The following is a 14,582-nucleotide window of genomic DNA, read 5'->3' as shown; positions in this document are numbered from 1 at the left end:
AAATTCCCTTTGTTGGTTTGAGTAGAGATAAAATCTCTGCTTCCACAAAACAACATTGTTTAGCTTAATTACTTAAAATCGTAATATTTTGTCATTTGTTATTCGTCATTTGTCATCTGTTGTTGGTTGACAGTTAACAGTTGACAGAAATATACGTAGGATGCGTTACGCCAAAGGCTAACGCTAACGCATCACTCTAAGTTTTTGGTGCGTTACGCGCTGGCGTAACTGAGATTTTTTCAATCATCAAACTGATGGCTGGACTCCTTTCTAGTCACTAGCCACCAGTCACTAGTCACTGATAACTGATTTCACCCTACCCAAAGTTCTTGGGCAAATCTGACTGAGAATAAGATTAGTAAAATGGTGAAAAAAACTAATGTTATATATCCCCAACGTGGATGGCGGGAGAGTAATAAACTAAGTGCAATTGGTAACGAGATGATTCCGTAAACTAACCGAGTCAATGACCAAGTACTACCAGAAACAAGTAACAATCCTAAACCACAAAAACCATAGGCGATCGCTATAGTAGTTAGTTGGTGGCGCATATGCCATAACAAGTAAATCCCACCTAAAACAGCAACCGTATTCAGCAACGGATCGCCTGCTAACAGCCACAAAGCCAAAACGAGTACGCAAAAACCATAGCCTACCTTAACTGGATTGAATCGGCTACGCCAGCGCCAAAGACAATAAGCCAAAGCAATTATCGCGATAAACAACAACGGATGCAGCGGATCTTCGATCCTTCCAGACTTCCAGTTAGCAGTGCCGACAACAACTTGCATCAGCATCTTCCACCAACCTTGTACGTCAACCCCTAGCGATCGCTTCCATTCCTGCTGGGCGCGTCCGAAAGCCAGCCAATCGCCTAAATAAATCCTACAGTAGAGGCTGTAGAGTAATAGACCGCTGCCAGCTGCCAAGCTAGCAAGATAGGCGATCGATTGGCAGCGCTCTTTCCAAGCAGCGATAATTAAGGCAGGCACGATCGCAATTCCAGTTGGGCGAGTCGCCGTTGCCAACATTCCCCACAGCGCCACCCCAGGATACTGCTTAAATTCAAAAGCGCGTAAGGTTGCCGTACTGCAAAGTAAATATAGCCCTTCCGTGTAGACTACCGTACCAAACAACGACAGCGGACACCAAGCTAATACGGCTGCACTCCACCGGGCTGCATTGGTTCCATACTGCCGAGCCATCCAATTAGCTAGTAATAATAATGCGCCTAAAAACGCCAAATTATTTACTAATACCCCCGCCACTTCTGCTGATAACCCCAGCAGCATCAAAGCACGGATACACAGAGGAAACAACGGAAAAAAAGCAACATTGTCTCCTGCATAACCAGAAGTTGCAATCTGTTGATAAAAGACGCTATCCCAATGAGAAAAAACTCGCCAACCAAAATTAGGAATAACGCCTCCTGGTGGTTTTGGTAGTGCAGGTGCAATGAATAACATCGCTACTGCTACCACCGAGCGGCTCAGCAGCCACATACAAGCAGCAAATCTTAATTCATTTCTCATTATTCAGTTATCAGTAGAGAGTGACTAGTGGCTGGTGGCTAGTGGCTGTTTATCTAGTCACCAGTCACTAGTCACTAGCCACTCACCAGTTACCAACTACCTTTGTCAAAGCCAATTTAGCCGCTCCCACGATTCCGGCTTGATTGCCTAACTCGGCGCAAACTAACTGCAAACCCTCGCGGGAACAGGGTTCAACTCGACGCTCAATTTCAGCCCATGTTGCCGGAAAGAAAAACTCCGCACACGCACACGCACCACCACCGATCGCCACTGCTTCTGGCGATAGCACGTAGACTAGGCTTGCCAACCCTGCTCCTAAATCCTTACCATATTCCGACCAAAATTGCAAAGCCGCGGGATCTCCAGCTTCAGCCAAAGCGCCTAACTCGGCTGGTTCCTTGCCCGTGCGCCGTCGGATCGCTGTTACCGAAACGTACTGTTCTAAAGAGCCTTGATTGCCACTTTTACAGGGTGGACCATCAGGATTGAAGGTGATTAACCCCAGTTCCCCAGCCGCGCCGCGATGCCCGCTAAATAGTTTGCCATCAAGGATAATTGCCCCACCGACACCCGTACCTATAGTCAATAAAATAAAATGCTTGAACTTGCGCCCTACCCCCAACCACGCTTCCCCTACGCCCGCACAATTGGCATCGTTAGCAACGACTGTCGGTAAACCCGTTTTTGCTTCTAACCAATCGGCTAAAGGAACGTTGTACCAGTCAGGAAGATTAATCGCAACTTTCGCAATTCGCCCCGCCGCATCAGCGGGACCGGGAGTTCCGACACCAATCGCCACCGCTTGCCGTTGCGGATCGACTTGAGCGATCGCCTCTACCATTGCCAATAGTACCGCTGTTGGCGTAGCTGGTTGGGGCGTAGGTACGGTTAAAGACTGCAAGCAAGTCCCATCCGGCAAAAATCGCCCTAACTTAATTGCCGAGCCGCCCAAATCGATACCGATGACTTGATGGTCATTTGTCATTTGTCATTTGTTGTTAGCTGACGTTAACTGATAACTGGTCACTGGTCACTGGTCACTGATTTTGCTGCCAGTTGCGATCGCAATATCTACTTTGTTTATTTTGACCGAGCGATCGCTGTAGAGTTGTGCCATGAGACACTCCTACATTTGGCTGCGATTTCAAAGCTGTTACGGGTGCGGCATGAATAATACTCGCAGCAGCAAGCGAAAGCATCAAACCACCAGCAGCAGCAGCAACTAAAGATATCGGATCTTTCATCGTCTTTACTTTTTCAAACAAGGCTTTTCAAAGATAACCGATGAACGGGTCGTGGGGTGTGGGGTGTGGGGTGTGGGGGAGCCAGTGCGGTCTTGGGGGTTACCCCCATGAGCAACTGGCGTTGTGAGGTGTTTGATTTAATTCCGAATTCCGAATTCCGAATTCCGAATTCATTATGGTGGTGTTTGACTCCAACTGTCTTTTCGCAAACGGGGGTTGATAAATTCGTTTAAGCCTTCACCCAGTAAAGACAATCCTACAACCATTAATGTCATGCCTAAGCCAGGAAAAAGCGCCGTCCACCATACTCCTGTTGGCAGTGCTTCGAGGGCAAGACGCAGATCGTGACCCCATTCTGGTGTTTCTTCTGGCAGTCCTAACCCTAAAAATCCTAAGCCACCCAGCGTTAAAATGGCATCGGCAGCATTGAGAGTGAATAATACTGGTACGCTCTGCACGACGTTGAAAAAGAGGTATCGAGTTAGAATTCTTCCGGTTGAGGCTCCCATAGCTTGGGCAGCTTCGACAAATAATTCGGTTTTGACGCTAACGGTGTGGTTGCGGACGACACGGTAATATTGGGGAATATAGGCGATACTGATGGCGATCGCAGCATTTAATATTCCTCTACCGACGACAAAGGCTAGCGTTACCGAAAGCAAAAGTCCTGGTAGCGTGTAGATCGTGTCCATAAAAAATAACAATATGCGATCGAGTTTGCCACCGAGATAGCCACTGACTAAACCTAAAGGTACGCCAATAATTAAACCAAAGGCTGTGGCTAACACCACCACTTGCAACGCCGCTTGAGTGCCGTATAGCGTGCGCGAAAATACGTCATAACCTTGGCGCGTCGTGCCAAATAAATACTTGAGGGAAGGTGGATCGTGAATTGGGTTAATGAGCGACTCTGTAGGGTTTTGAATCCATCCCCAAGCTTGAAATACTGGAGCGAGTATTGCTATGCCTAAAAAAATCAGGGTAATCGCTAAGCCGATAGCTGTCAGTTGTAAGGAAAGGCTGGGACGACCAGAAAATCGAATCAATCTGGGAAGTTGACGTTTTGCCACACTCATGCATGTTTGCCCTAACAGGAGCGATACGCAGACTATTGTTACCTAAAAATAAGTCAAAAGTTAAAAGTCAAAAGTCAAAATTTTGAAACTTGTGCTGTTACGCATTTATAGCAAACAGCGGATGAACTAGGACAATTCAATTTACTACAAGTTCGCGCTTGTACCATGAGTTCTTCATTTGCTCGAAAGCTCGCTACTTCCTGAATATTAGCCATAAAGAGATCGCCAACAGGGTTCCATTCTTTTGACTTTTGCCTTTTGACTTTTGACTTACTTTATTGGCTACTCAACCAAGTCATCGCCTGTTTCATCCATTCTTCGGGGCTGGCGTTTTTCGGTACGAGGGCGTTTTGACTGACAGCTGTTAGTGCCTGAGAAATTTCGCTGGGGCTGTAGCCGACTGCGAGGAGTGCGGCTTGCACTTCTTCTAAAATATTTGGGGCTAAGGGTATGGCGGCTGTCGTTGTGGCGAGTCCAGCTGTTTGACTCCAACTGACTAATTTGCTTTTCAGTTCTAAACAAATGCGTTCGGCAGTTTTGCCACCCACACCAGGGGTTTGTAGCAGGAGTTGGGTATTGTTGCTGACGATCGCCTGTACCAGATCGGAGATATCAAAAGTATCTAATAAAGCGATCGCCAGTGCCGCACCAATGCCGCTAACGCTAATTAACAAGCGAAATAAGTCTCGTTGTACGCTAGAACCAAAACCGTACAGTGATGGCTGTTCTTCCCGCACTTGGAGATGGGTAAAGATTTGTGTCTGTTCGCCAGCAGTTAGTTCCTGCGATAGTCGGGCGGGAATTTGCATTTCATAGCCGCAAGCGTTCACCTCTAGAATCAGGATGACGCGATTGCTGCTACTTTTGATAATGCTGGCAACTGTACCCTTGAGATAGCTAATCATCCCAAAAAACCGAAATGACCTAAGCCCTCTAGGATACCACCTGCACAGGGGGCTTGGGCTAAGTAGCGATCGCCACCTGGGTTTGCTTCGTGCCATTCTAGTAATTCAGAACTGGCATTACCAACGATAATTCCTTTGGTTTCCCTGGTGGCGAACATGGAAATATCGTTACCAGAGTCGCCGCACACGACTGTTTTTTCTGAGGAAACTTGCCAAGTTGAACGTAAAAACTTGACTGCTAAGCCTTTATCACCGCGTAAGGGCAGAATATCTAAATCGGTTCCGGTACTATAGATTAATTTGACTTCTAAGCCTTGCTGTTTCAAGGTAGATTCCAATTGAGGTAATAGTTCTGCTGCTACAGTTCGAGCCAAGTGAAAGCTAACTTTATAGGGACGCTGTTCTGAATCTGCTTGTAGCGTCAGATCGGCAAAATGAGCGGCGATCGCTAAAATTTTATCGCGATCCCAGCCTATATCGAGTTGTTTCGACCAAGCAGTATAAGAGTTATCAATCCCGTCGAGATAGATTTCCGTCCCCACTGACGCAACCAAAGCATCAGGGGAGATCAGATTTTTTTCCTGTTGCAATTCTTGATATAGTATGGGCGATCGCCCTGTTGCATAAACAATCTTCGTGCCGTGTACGTGGCGATGGTAACTTAGTTTTTGGTTTAATTCTGATAAGGCGCGATCGTCACCTACGAGGGTGTTATCTAAGTCGGTTACGAAGAGAAATTTCACAACTACCTCTTATACCAGCTACTCCATCAAATAGTTTAGGACTAAGTGGCGATCGATGAGATCGAGCAAGTCAAAAGTTAAAAATCAAAAGTCAAAATAGATATCTTGCTTGCATTCACTCTTCATCCGCGTACCCAATGGTTGCGGCTGCACCAACATCAGCATTCATCTGCGTTTCCATCTGCATTGAAATTCATCTCTAGTAAGCTCAGCCATATTTGCCCCCTTGAGTTAAATATTAGTATTAACTGCATATGTAATTTTTTCTTAGCCCCTTTTTAAGGGGGTTGGGGGATCGAAAAAAAATAGTTACCTTATTGCAAGATCCCCTAATATAGCAATCCTATTTGATTCATGAACGAGCAGGCTTCTAGCCTGCGGCAGGCTAGAAGCCTACTTTACAAATCATTTAGAACTGCTATAGCAGGGCTAAGATTTGAGCAGAATTTAATTCAACAACTATTTCGAGAGGAAATTATGCGGGAATCCGTAATTTATCAAGATATTATTCAAAAGGGCATACAACAAGGCAAGCAGGAAGGCGAGTTAGCAGTTGTGCTACGCCAACTCACCCGCCGCCTTGGAACGATAGAACCTGAAGTCCAAGAACGCTTGCGGAGTTTAACTACTACTCAGTTAGAAGATTTAGCAGAAGCACTATTAGATTTCTCTAATGCTGATAATTTGACTAACTGGTTGCAGAGTCAAGGAAGCTAAGCAAGTCAAATTCTACTATGCTGCTAATATCTAATTTGCATTACGCAGCCAGCTAGAAATCTAATAAATTAGAGTTTTCAGCCTTTTGCCTTTTAACTTTGAACTTTTGACTTTCTCATGCTGCTTGAGATTGCCCAAATTCGGATAAGAATCGGAATGCCTTCACGACAGCACTAGCGCATTCTCTGGGTGAAGAATTGTAAAAAGCACGCCATGCAGAGGCTTTAAATTCATCGTAACGGTCTGCTTTTTCAGGGAAACGTTCTAACCAGGCTAAACGCACGGCATGACCGATTAATACATCTAAGACGATATATTCTTCTATTTGCAAATTAGGATTGCGATCGCAAATTGCTGCTAATTCCATTAGCGTTTCAATATTAACTTGTCGATATTCTGGGGCTTCAATTTTATTGAGTAAATGCTCGACTCGTAGGGCAAAGTTTTTTTCTCCCGATGTCATTTCTGCTAGAATTAACTCGCTATCCAAACGATTGCGTCGTTCTAATTTATCGCCAATAATCACGCCTTTAGAGTGTTTCATTAACCGCCAAACTCGTTGGAAAAAGTCTTGAGGAACGCGGTTCATCGACCCATCCCAGTGTCGCTGCTGTTGCCAGCCACTCAAAGGGACAAAGCCTTCATCTGTAGCTTCAGGCAGGACTACCCATTCAATATCGCTTTCTGACTGTTTGACGTGTAGCGATTCTCGTTGACGCAAGACTTGATTCATCCCCTCATAACCAATTAAAACTTGGCGCAGGCGCATTTTCACTTCAAATGGGGATAGTTGCATCAAATGTTCGTATGCTTCATCTTGAGTTAGCCCTAATTCCTGTCCTAATTCGCTGGTAATTAATAGAATTAAATAACCAACCCGCAATGTCAGTAATCCCTTAAATAAATGGGGTTCAGTACGAATTAATACCCCTAAATAGTTAAGCATTTCTTGTGTCAAAACGCGATCGCGAATATCTTCGCCACAAAACTGGTCGATTTTTTCCCCAATTTCCTGATTAGACATCGGTTGGGTAATCAAGGAAGCCTCGCTGTAAGACTTACCTACAGCAATTTGTTTTTGTCTGACTAGAATTGATGTCACCTCGTCTGAAAGCGACACGTCTATCATCCGTCGCAGTCCTGCGGCGCGGCGTACAATCGTCCACAAGCACAGATTTCCCGCCTTGGTATAAACTTCATCCAATAAATCGCCAACCGTCACTCGTCCAGTGCCAAAACCAGTATCAAAATCTAAGCCGCGTAAGCGATACAATGTCTGCAATAACTCTATTTGCTCGTAAAGATTTTCTGAAGCCCGTAATTGTCCTAATAGTAGACTGAGATTGGTTTCGCACTCTAGTTGAAATTCTTGAGTAATCCCTAGAGGTAGGTTTTTTTCGGGATGAAACGTTAAATAATAGTTGCGTTGTGCGGTCTTGTTGACTGCTAAGCGAGTAAAATTTAACTCATGCAAGAAATCAATCCGTTCCGTTTTTGCCGTTAGCATCAACTGTTGCAATCGTCCTAGCTTAACGTGAACGCCGTTGCAAACACCGCTTCTGAGTTCCTCCATCAACGGTAATAACGCTTCTTTCTCCGTTTCTAGCATGGTATGAGTTAACATCAGCGTTACTGTCGGTCGCCCTAAATCACTCCAATGGTGTTTAATATATGCAAGTTCGCTTTTGAGTCGTGCGACTAGAAAGTGGTAATCGAGGGTGAGATAAAATTGTTGGGGATCGAGAAAAGAAGGTAAAAACACCACGGTTTCATCGCGAATCCGAAAGATTCTCGAAGTCGTTAAACTCCGCAAGCGTCTAATTGGTCTTCCTGTCAAACCTAATTTGTCGTTGCGTCCAATTTGGGTGTAGACAGTTGATAGTTCTCCAGCTTGGCGGACTTGAATTGGTTCTACTTGTGATGGTGTTTGGGTTTCAATGCCGTAAACCGCTAGTTTTGCTTGTAAATCTTCATCTTCTGCAAGTAAGGCAATTTGTACCATTGCTTCTTGGCGACGACCGATGTTTAAATGTTTTCCTAGAGGATCGATATCGCCAATTGAGACTAGCCCTTCACTTAACATTTGACCGAGAAAATACAGGCTTTGCGCCCAAACTAAGGGGACATTCTCATTTGGTAGACGAGTTTGAGTTTGGGGATTTGCCCTTTCTGCGGCAATGTTTTCCTGCGGGACGTAGTACAACTCTGGCAATAGTTTCACGCCATCTCGTTCTACGACAATCTTTTCCAAGCGTTCCTGATATGCTTGAATTTGGGTGCGATCGCCTCTAAATATTCCATCTAGTAATAAGTATGTGAAAAATAGGGGCCACTCGCATTCGATATGTTCAAATTGCTTCAGTTCCCACGGTTCGTAATGCAGGCGGTTGGTGTCTTCCAACACCGTTTGATGTCCGTCACGTAAAAATCGCTTGCAACCGTATTTGCCTTGGAGTTTGGTAATAATATCATTGCGGGTGCGTTCTAGCAAGCGTCGATCCTCTACGGCAAACGCAGGATAACCGATAACGCTTAATACGGCTGCATCAACTTCTTTAGACGCAGATTCCCTCGGTAACAAATTCTCTAACGTAATGCGGGCGCGGGCAATTTCATCGGGTAAAACGTGAATTACCGATGCTTGGCTACCCCCAACTCCAAATAAATCTAGTCCGTTCATGGCTTCTAAGGCTGCTTTTGCCATTCCCACAGAACTAGCATTCAATTCGGCATTACCGTGATTGATTTTGTTTCCCCGTTCCCAAATTCCGAAGTCTGGGGTACGGTAGGTGCGTCCGATGTAATAAACCAAATTTTGCACGAAGTTTACTTCGTCGATGGTGTAGACGACGTGCAACCCCGAAGCCGTCATTTGTGCCAGCATCAATAAAAATAGAGAAGTGGCATCGAGTTGTAGATGTCCCCACTCACCATCGCCGACGACAATATCACCCGTTTGAGTATTGTACTTGGCGTGCAAGGCATCTAGGGCAGCTTGAGTGTGTTTGAAGCTTTCTACTTTGGTGGCTTGGCGCATCATCGCAAATAACAAGCCTCGCATCAGCTTCACAACGCTGTGTTCTAATTCGTAGGTACGTCCTTTATCGGGATCGACTTTACGATATGCTAGCGCCAGACCCCAGACCGCTAAAATACTGTAGACGTTATCTCTCACCCAGGCATCGGTATAATCTCCGTGGGCAGTGATGGCAGTACTAGCTGGTAATAAGCCAGAAATCGGATTTTGCCGAGATAAAATGATGGTTTTAATCTGATGGTAATAATAGTCCAGTCGTGCGGGTAACTGAGCGGCAGTTTTGTACATACGGAAGTTTGACTGTTTCGGGAATCAAGCGGTTGCGTGGTGAAGCTATCTACAGAAAAGCAAAGATCGCTACATTTCATCCTTTCGGAGTAGATCGACCAAAGTAGAAGAACGATAAGCTGATTTAGGATTTTGTTCGTATTCTACTGGAAATCTCACCGTACCACTGAATCGCGTTAGCGAAGCTGAACGAAGTTATCGCCACTATCAAACGAAAATTTATTGTAATCTTCATCAAATCCCCACTCTGCGATCGCATATCTTTGCAAAATCTTTAACGACTCTAAGCTACAACATTGTCAGTATTTTCACTGAATACGTAACTTAGTATTGTCTTTTTTTATACCGTTGGCTTTACCGAATCAACAGGCAGGTAATCGATATGGCACTTTTATACAATCAACAACAGTCTCCTTTGGTAAAAATTGTCTACAGCAAAGTTATTACTAACGGCAAAGTTGAACTAGTACCACTGCAACTATATGCAGACGGTTCCTTGCGTCGCTGTTAGTAGAAAATTATAGTCACCCTATATAAATTGTTAAATCGGTTTTCCCTGTAGAGACGTTACATGTGTAGAGACGTTACATGTAACGTCTCTACAAAAATTCGTGAAAAAATTTAAGAGCGACTTAAATCTTGACTCCAAAATAATTCTTTGCCGTGGGAATCAATAACCCGTCCAGTAAAGATAATAGCTTTAGTTTCAGAAATAGAAAAGCCTGCCTCAAAACCGATCGCAGTTTTCAATTGGATGCAATACACGTCTGGTAGGGGCGCTTTCTCTGTGCGCCCCTACAAATGTTATCCACACAATCAAGAATTGCTATGAGATGTAGATTCAGATCGTCAAAGCTTTCATTCCAAGCGGTAATTCGATAATAATTTATTTCAGTCGTGGCAATATCGCGATCGCATCTTGTTCGGTGAGAAGACGAGCATTGGCTTTCTAATATTAAGTAATTGATTATACAAGAGCAACTCTTCCTCTAGAAGCAGGCATAAAAAGCCTGAATCTGCTAAATATTTGTTCGGGCGAGTATTAAAAAATACCAAAAAACTTTACTTTGAGGACGACATGACAAACTATATTTTTGCGGTTGAATAATAATTGCTTTACTTTATCTTTAAAATTAGAGAGGTAACATCAAGCTTTCATGGGCTTGTATGAAAAAACACTTGGAATTCGTGTAGGGACTGGTGGCGACGCATCTACAGGACATCAGGGAGGAAGTCACCAATGGCTAGAGTGGCATTGCTGATCGGCGTAAGCGATTACGGACCTGGTTTTAACTGGCTACCTGGGGTCGGAAAGGACTTGGTAGCAATGCAACGGGTCTTACAGCATCCAGAAATGGGTGGTTTTACAGAGGTAGAAATCCTCAAAAATCCCGATCCGCTGACAATGCAATTAGCGATCGCGACTTTATTTAACGCCCAGACACGCCAGCCGGATGACTTAGTATTATTATATTTCTCCGGTCATTACGTCAGCGATCGCTATGGCAGATTTTACTTTCCCACTCGCTTAACTTGTAAAAATCCCAACGGAGAACTGGTTGCCCCGACTGCAATTCCAGCTAATCTAGTCAAAAATATCATGAATGACAGTCCGGCAGAACAACAGGTTGTCATTCTCGATTGTTGCGCCGACAACTCTATGGTTGTAGATGAATGGACGAAAAATCCCATGATGGGCAATCTCCAACAGCAGTTAGGAGGAATAGGTAGGGTAATATTGACGGCTGGAAATACAGCAACAGAATTTTCTCATAAGGGATTTGAACTCTCAACATATACTCATTACTTAGTAGAAGGAATTGAAACTGGCGCAGCAGATTTAGATCGCGATCGCACAATTTCTGTAGCAGAAATGCATCAGTATATTAGGAAAAGACTAGGAGAAACTTCGACAAATTTAGCACCAAATATACACGCATTTGACGATCCGCAGCAGATTTATTTAGCTAAAGCGACCATGAAAAGAACGGCGCTTTGGTGGTTGGAAAATGCAACGCTCAATACAGCGATCGCAGCTCATAGTAAAGGTACAGACGATCGAGGTACAGATTGGGAAGCAGACCGTCAGAGTACGGTAGCAGTTTTAACTAGCGAAATGCAGGAAAAAACGGTAGAAGACGATCTCGTTCAACGCCAACCAAAATCTTGGTTGGGGGCAGTTACACTGACAGTTTTGGCAATATTAGGGATAGCTTATGGTGCAACTCGCTGGCAAGATTTGCGCCAGCTATCCATGAGCGAAACTATTGCCGCAGACACGACATACAATCACCAAGTACCGACGGTACTCGAACATGTTAATACTGTTTGGTCGCTGGCTTTTAGTCCTGACAGTCAAATTTTAGCTAGCTGTGGTAACGATCGCGCAATTAAGTTGTGGAGTTTAAAAACTGGAGAATTAATTCGGACAATTCCTGATGCTCATACAGGTGCAATTTGGTCGGTAGCGATCGATCCTGGCGGAGATAAATTAATTAGCGGTAGTAGCGATCGCACGATTAAAGTTTGGAATTTGCAAACCGGGGAACCGATCCGTACCTTGCGGGGACATACAGATGCAGTTCGCGCTGTGGCTGTGAGTCCCGATGACAAACATATTGTCAGCGGTAGTAGCGATCGCACGATTAAAGTTTGGGATTTAAGTACGGGAGTTTTACTGCGAACTTTGAGCGGACATACAAGTGCAGTTCGTGCCGTAGCAATTAGTCCTAATGGTTACACGATTGTAAGTGGTGGTGCAGACAATTTAGTCAGAGTTTGGAATTTAAACACGGGACAATTACTCAGCACACTACAAGGGCATACTAGCCGAGTCATTGCGATCGCCATGAGTCCCGATGGAAATATAGTTGCCAGTGGTGGAAATGACAACACAATTAGGTTGTGGAATTTACAAACTGGAGATTTATTACATACTTTGAAAGGGCATTCAGACCACATTAATTCTCTGGCTTTTCGAGCGGACGGACAAGTACTAATTAGCGGTGCAGAAGACCATTCTATCAAATTATGGAATCCGCGATCGGGCGAGCTGCTCAATACTTTAAGCAAACACGATGAAGATGTTTATGCAGTAGCTATAAGTCCCGATGGTAAAACTCTTGCTAGTGCAGATAAAGCAGGGGAAATTAAACTGGGACAGTGAACGTTTATCAGTACAACTAGCCACTAGCCACTGATGACTAATTTACCTATAACCGGGATCTTCTTCTTCTAGGCTGGCTCCACCTGGAGGCGAATTAACTGGAGGCAAACTATTAGCAGGTGGAGATGTATTGCTTGATGGTTTTACCGTAGGCGGGGTAGGAATGGGAACTGGAGGAGTGGAGATTGAAGGAGTAGAGGAGGTTGGGGGAGTAGAGCGACGGAAAGTCGGTGCGGTAGACGTAGGAGAAGAGGGCTGCTGTTCGACTTCTATTAGACCAAGCAATACACCAGAACTCGTAAAATATTGACTCCAGTTTTGAATTTGAGGTTGCTTTTGCCAGTCAAAGCGAGAAACTTTGGCAAACAATAGAGGTGCTTCTTGTCCGTTACGTTCGCCAAAAATGCGGACGGACATTTCGCGCAACTTGGAGTTTTCTTGAAATCCTAGTCGGGTCAAGTTTGCGGCGATGATTTCCGCTTGTTGTATTAGCTCGGCAAAAGATTGGGGACGAGTGATGTTGACGGTAAAATCAACCTGTTTGGACTGAGTACTTTGTAGGGTCTGGGAATTGCGTGTAAAGTCTACAACCTCTACTGGATTGGCTGTTACGGGAGAGATGGCGATCGCCCAACTACCTAAAATAAATACCGTACCCAAAATTCTGCTATGACTCATAGCTACAGCCTGATGTCTACAAATTCGCTTTAACGCTACTTGAGTTACTCTACCGCTTAATTGCTCCCCAATTGTGTAGATGCACGCAAGATTTTTAATTCCGAATTCCGAGTTCCGTAGCTTGCTTCCCCGTAGGGGTATTCCGAATTCTTAACGTTTGGGATAAACGGCGACGGCTTCAATTTCAATCAACCAACCAGGATCGACCAAACCAGCCACAGCCAGGGTAGAACGAGCTGTTTTGACTGGATTTTCTGGATTGTTGAAAAATTGAGCGTAAGCGTCAAACCAACCCTGGTAATCGACTTGATTATCCATTGCGGGATCTGCCACTAGATAAACGCGCAGATAGACCACATCAGATAACGTCAGGTTCACATCTGCCAACAAAGCTTGAATTCGTTCTAGAATACCGATCGCCTGAGTTTTTGTATCGCCATAGCGATCGCGCGTCCGCAGTGGAGCATCGGGATTAATGACTGGTGGGACTGTGCCACTCGTCCAATAGTAAGCTTGGTCTTCCGGTACGGCGACGGCTGAAGCAATTGAAGAGGTTGGCGAACCGTAAAACACTACCTCTTTCGGTGCAGCTGGTTTGGCTACAGCTTGAAGATGAATCCCAAATATTTGCAGACCAATTAAGCTAGCACAAACAATTGCTAATAACCAAACACTAATTTTTCCCAGTTGAAGTTGATTGATGAAGCGTTTCATAGTTAATTTTTGGGTAATTTTTGGGTAACAATCAAAAATCAAAAGCCAAGCATTTGTAGGGGCGGGTTTAGCCAAAAATTCATGCCGACAGCAAGAAATCTACCTTCAAAACCCGCCCGTACGGGAGATAGGAGAATGTCAATAAAATCCCGATTGCGCACCAATGACAAATAACACTCATAGAGCCGCAATCTGTGTAGAGACGAGACGAGCAGATTCAAAAGCACCAGCCATCCAACCTGTGAGGTAGCTGAGATGTTCGCCGCACAAATAGATGTTGCCATCTGGTTGATTCAGTCGCGGATAGTAAGTCGTTCTGACATTAGTAGTGTATTCTGCCCATCCACCTTTGCTATAAGGCACTGTTGACCAGAACAGCGAAAAGCCATTCTCAAAGTGGTTGTTACTACCTAGAGCAGAGATTGGTTAACATAGAAAGGTAGCTAAGTCTGGAATCAGCCATGAAACTCAAAGACGCTCGC

The 14,582-nt window shown here is 44.6% G+C and carries 13 protein-coding genes and 1 pseudogene; 3 read left to right on the top strand and 11 right to left on the bottom strand.

Translation table 11 applies throughout. The features are described from left to right. Nucleotides 1-311: 311 nt before the first annotated feature. From DSM107010_RS15360 to DSM107010_RS15335, 6 genes are all read right to left on the bottom strand, one after another. Nucleotides 312-1,532 carry a mannosyltransferase family protein gene (locus DSM107010_RS15360; RefSeq protein ID WP_181246572.1) on the bottom strand — a complete coding sequence of 407 codons (1,221 nt, stop codon included), beginning with the start codon at nucleotides 1,530-1,532 and terminating at the stop codon, nucleotides 312-314. Between the two features lie 82 nt (nucleotides 1,533-1,614). Then, a complete protein-coding gene (locus DSM107010_RS15355; RefSeq protein ID WP_106171320.1) occupies nucleotides 1,615-2,517 on the bottom strand; it encodes an ROK family protein in 903 nt (300 codons plus the stop codon). Between the two features lie 52 nt (nucleotides 2,518-2,569). Next, nucleotides 2,570-2,776 carry a hypothetical protein gene (locus DSM107010_RS15350; RefSeq protein WP_015152780.1) on the bottom strand — a complete coding sequence of 69 codons (207 nt, stop codon included), beginning with the start codon at nucleotides 2,774-2,776 and terminating at the stop codon, nucleotides 2,570-2,572. A gap of 173 nt (nucleotides 2,777-2,949) precedes the next feature. Then, a complete protein-coding gene (locus tag DSM107010_RS15345; RefSeq protein WP_106168052.1) occupies nucleotides 2,950-3,852 on the bottom strand; it encodes an ABC transporter permease in 903 nt (300 codons plus the stop codon). Between the two features lie 275 nt (nucleotides 3,853-4,127). Then, on the bottom strand, nucleotides 4,128-4,757 hold the full coding sequence (gene ruvA, locus DSM107010_RS15340; protein WP_106168051.1) for a Holliday junction branch migration protein RuvA: 630 nt from the start codon (nucleotides 4,755-4,757) through the stop codon (nucleotides 4,128-4,130). Next, nucleotides 4,754-5,500, bottom strand: a complete 747-nt coding sequence (locus DSM107010_RS15335; RefSeq protein ID WP_015152777.1) for a sucrose-phosphate phosphatase — start codon at nucleotides 5,498-5,500, stop codon at nucleotides 4,754-4,756. Before DSM107010_RS15335 ends, ruvA begins: the two co-directional genes overlap by 4 nt. Before the next feature lie 354 nt (nucleotides 5,501-5,854). On the opposite strand from DSM107010_RS15335, the gene DSM107010_RS15330 reads away from it, so the two are divergent. Beyond that, complete coding sequence (locus DSM107010_RS15330; protein ID WP_106168050.1) at nucleotides 5,855-6,217, top strand: DUF4351 domain-containing protein; 363 nt, start codon at nucleotides 5,855-5,857, stop codon at nucleotides 6,215-6,217. Nucleotides 6,218-6,332: 115 nt separating this feature from the next. Here the strand turns inward: DSM107010_RS15330 and DSM107010_RS15325 are convergent, their stop codons facing one another. After that, nucleotides 6,333-9,542 (bottom strand): glycoside hydrolase family 15 protein, encoded by a 3,210-nt coding sequence (locus DSM107010_RS15325; protein WP_106168049.1) that lies wholly within the window; start codon nucleotides 9,540-9,542, stop codon nucleotides 6,333-6,335. Between the two features lie 382 nt (nucleotides 9,543-9,924). On the opposite strand from DSM107010_RS15325, the gene DSM107010_RS42255 reads away from it, so the two are divergent. Beyond that, nucleotides 9,925-10,053, top strand: a complete 129-nt coding sequence (locus DSM107010_RS42255; RefSeq protein WP_015152774.1) for a hypothetical protein — start codon at nucleotides 9,925-9,927, stop codon at nucleotides 10,051-10,053. A gap of 110 nt (nucleotides 10,054-10,163) precedes the next feature. Here the strand turns inward: DSM107010_RS42255 and DSM107010_RS38460 are convergent, their stop codons facing one another. After that, nucleotides 10,164-10,307 (bottom strand): hypothetical protein, encoded by a 144-nt coding sequence (locus DSM107010_RS38460; RefSeq protein WP_158631792.1) that lies wholly within the window; start codon nucleotides 10,305-10,307, stop codon nucleotides 10,164-10,166. A gap of 475 nt (nucleotides 10,308-10,782) precedes the next feature. Between DSM107010_RS38460 and DSM107010_RS15320 the strand changes: the two genes are divergently transcribed. After that, the gene (locus DSM107010_RS15320; RefSeq protein ID WP_106168048.1) at nucleotides 10,783-12,708 is read left to right on the top strand and encodes a caspase family protein; all 1,926 of its coding nucleotides are present in this window, start codon (nucleotides 10,783-10,785) and stop codon (nucleotides 12,706-12,708) included. A gap of 42 nt (nucleotides 12,709-12,750) precedes the next feature. Here DSM107010_RS15320 and DSM107010_RS15315 read toward each other — a convergent pair whose 3' ends face one another. The 3 genes and pseudogenes from DSM107010_RS15315 to DSM107010_RS15305 all read right to left on the bottom strand — a co-directional run. Next, a complete protein-coding gene (locus DSM107010_RS15315; RefSeq protein ID WP_106168047.1) occupies nucleotides 12,751-13,386 on the bottom strand; it encodes a hypothetical protein in 636 nt (211 codons plus the stop codon). Between the two features lie 150 nt (nucleotides 13,387-13,536). Then, the gene (locus DSM107010_RS15310; RefSeq protein WP_106168053.1) at nucleotides 13,537-14,100 is read right to left on the bottom strand and encodes a RidA family protein; all 564 of its coding nucleotides are present in this window, start codon (nucleotides 14,098-14,100) and stop codon (nucleotides 13,537-13,539) included. A gap of 177 nt (nucleotides 14,101-14,277) precedes the next feature. Further along, nucleotides 14,278-14,502 (bottom strand): annotated as a pseudogene (locus DSM107010_RS15305) (FAD-dependent oxidoreductase); the annotation flags it as partial. Nucleotides 14,503-14,582 lie beyond the last annotated feature (80 nt).

This window comes from Chroococcidiopsis cubana SAG 39.79, assembly GCF_003991895.1.
GTDB lineage: Bacteria > Cyanobacteriota > Cyanobacteriia > Cyanobacteriales > Chroococcidiopsidaceae > Chroococcidiopsis > Chroococcidiopsis thermalis.
This window is presented reverse-complemented; position numbering and strand designations above follow the sequence as displayed.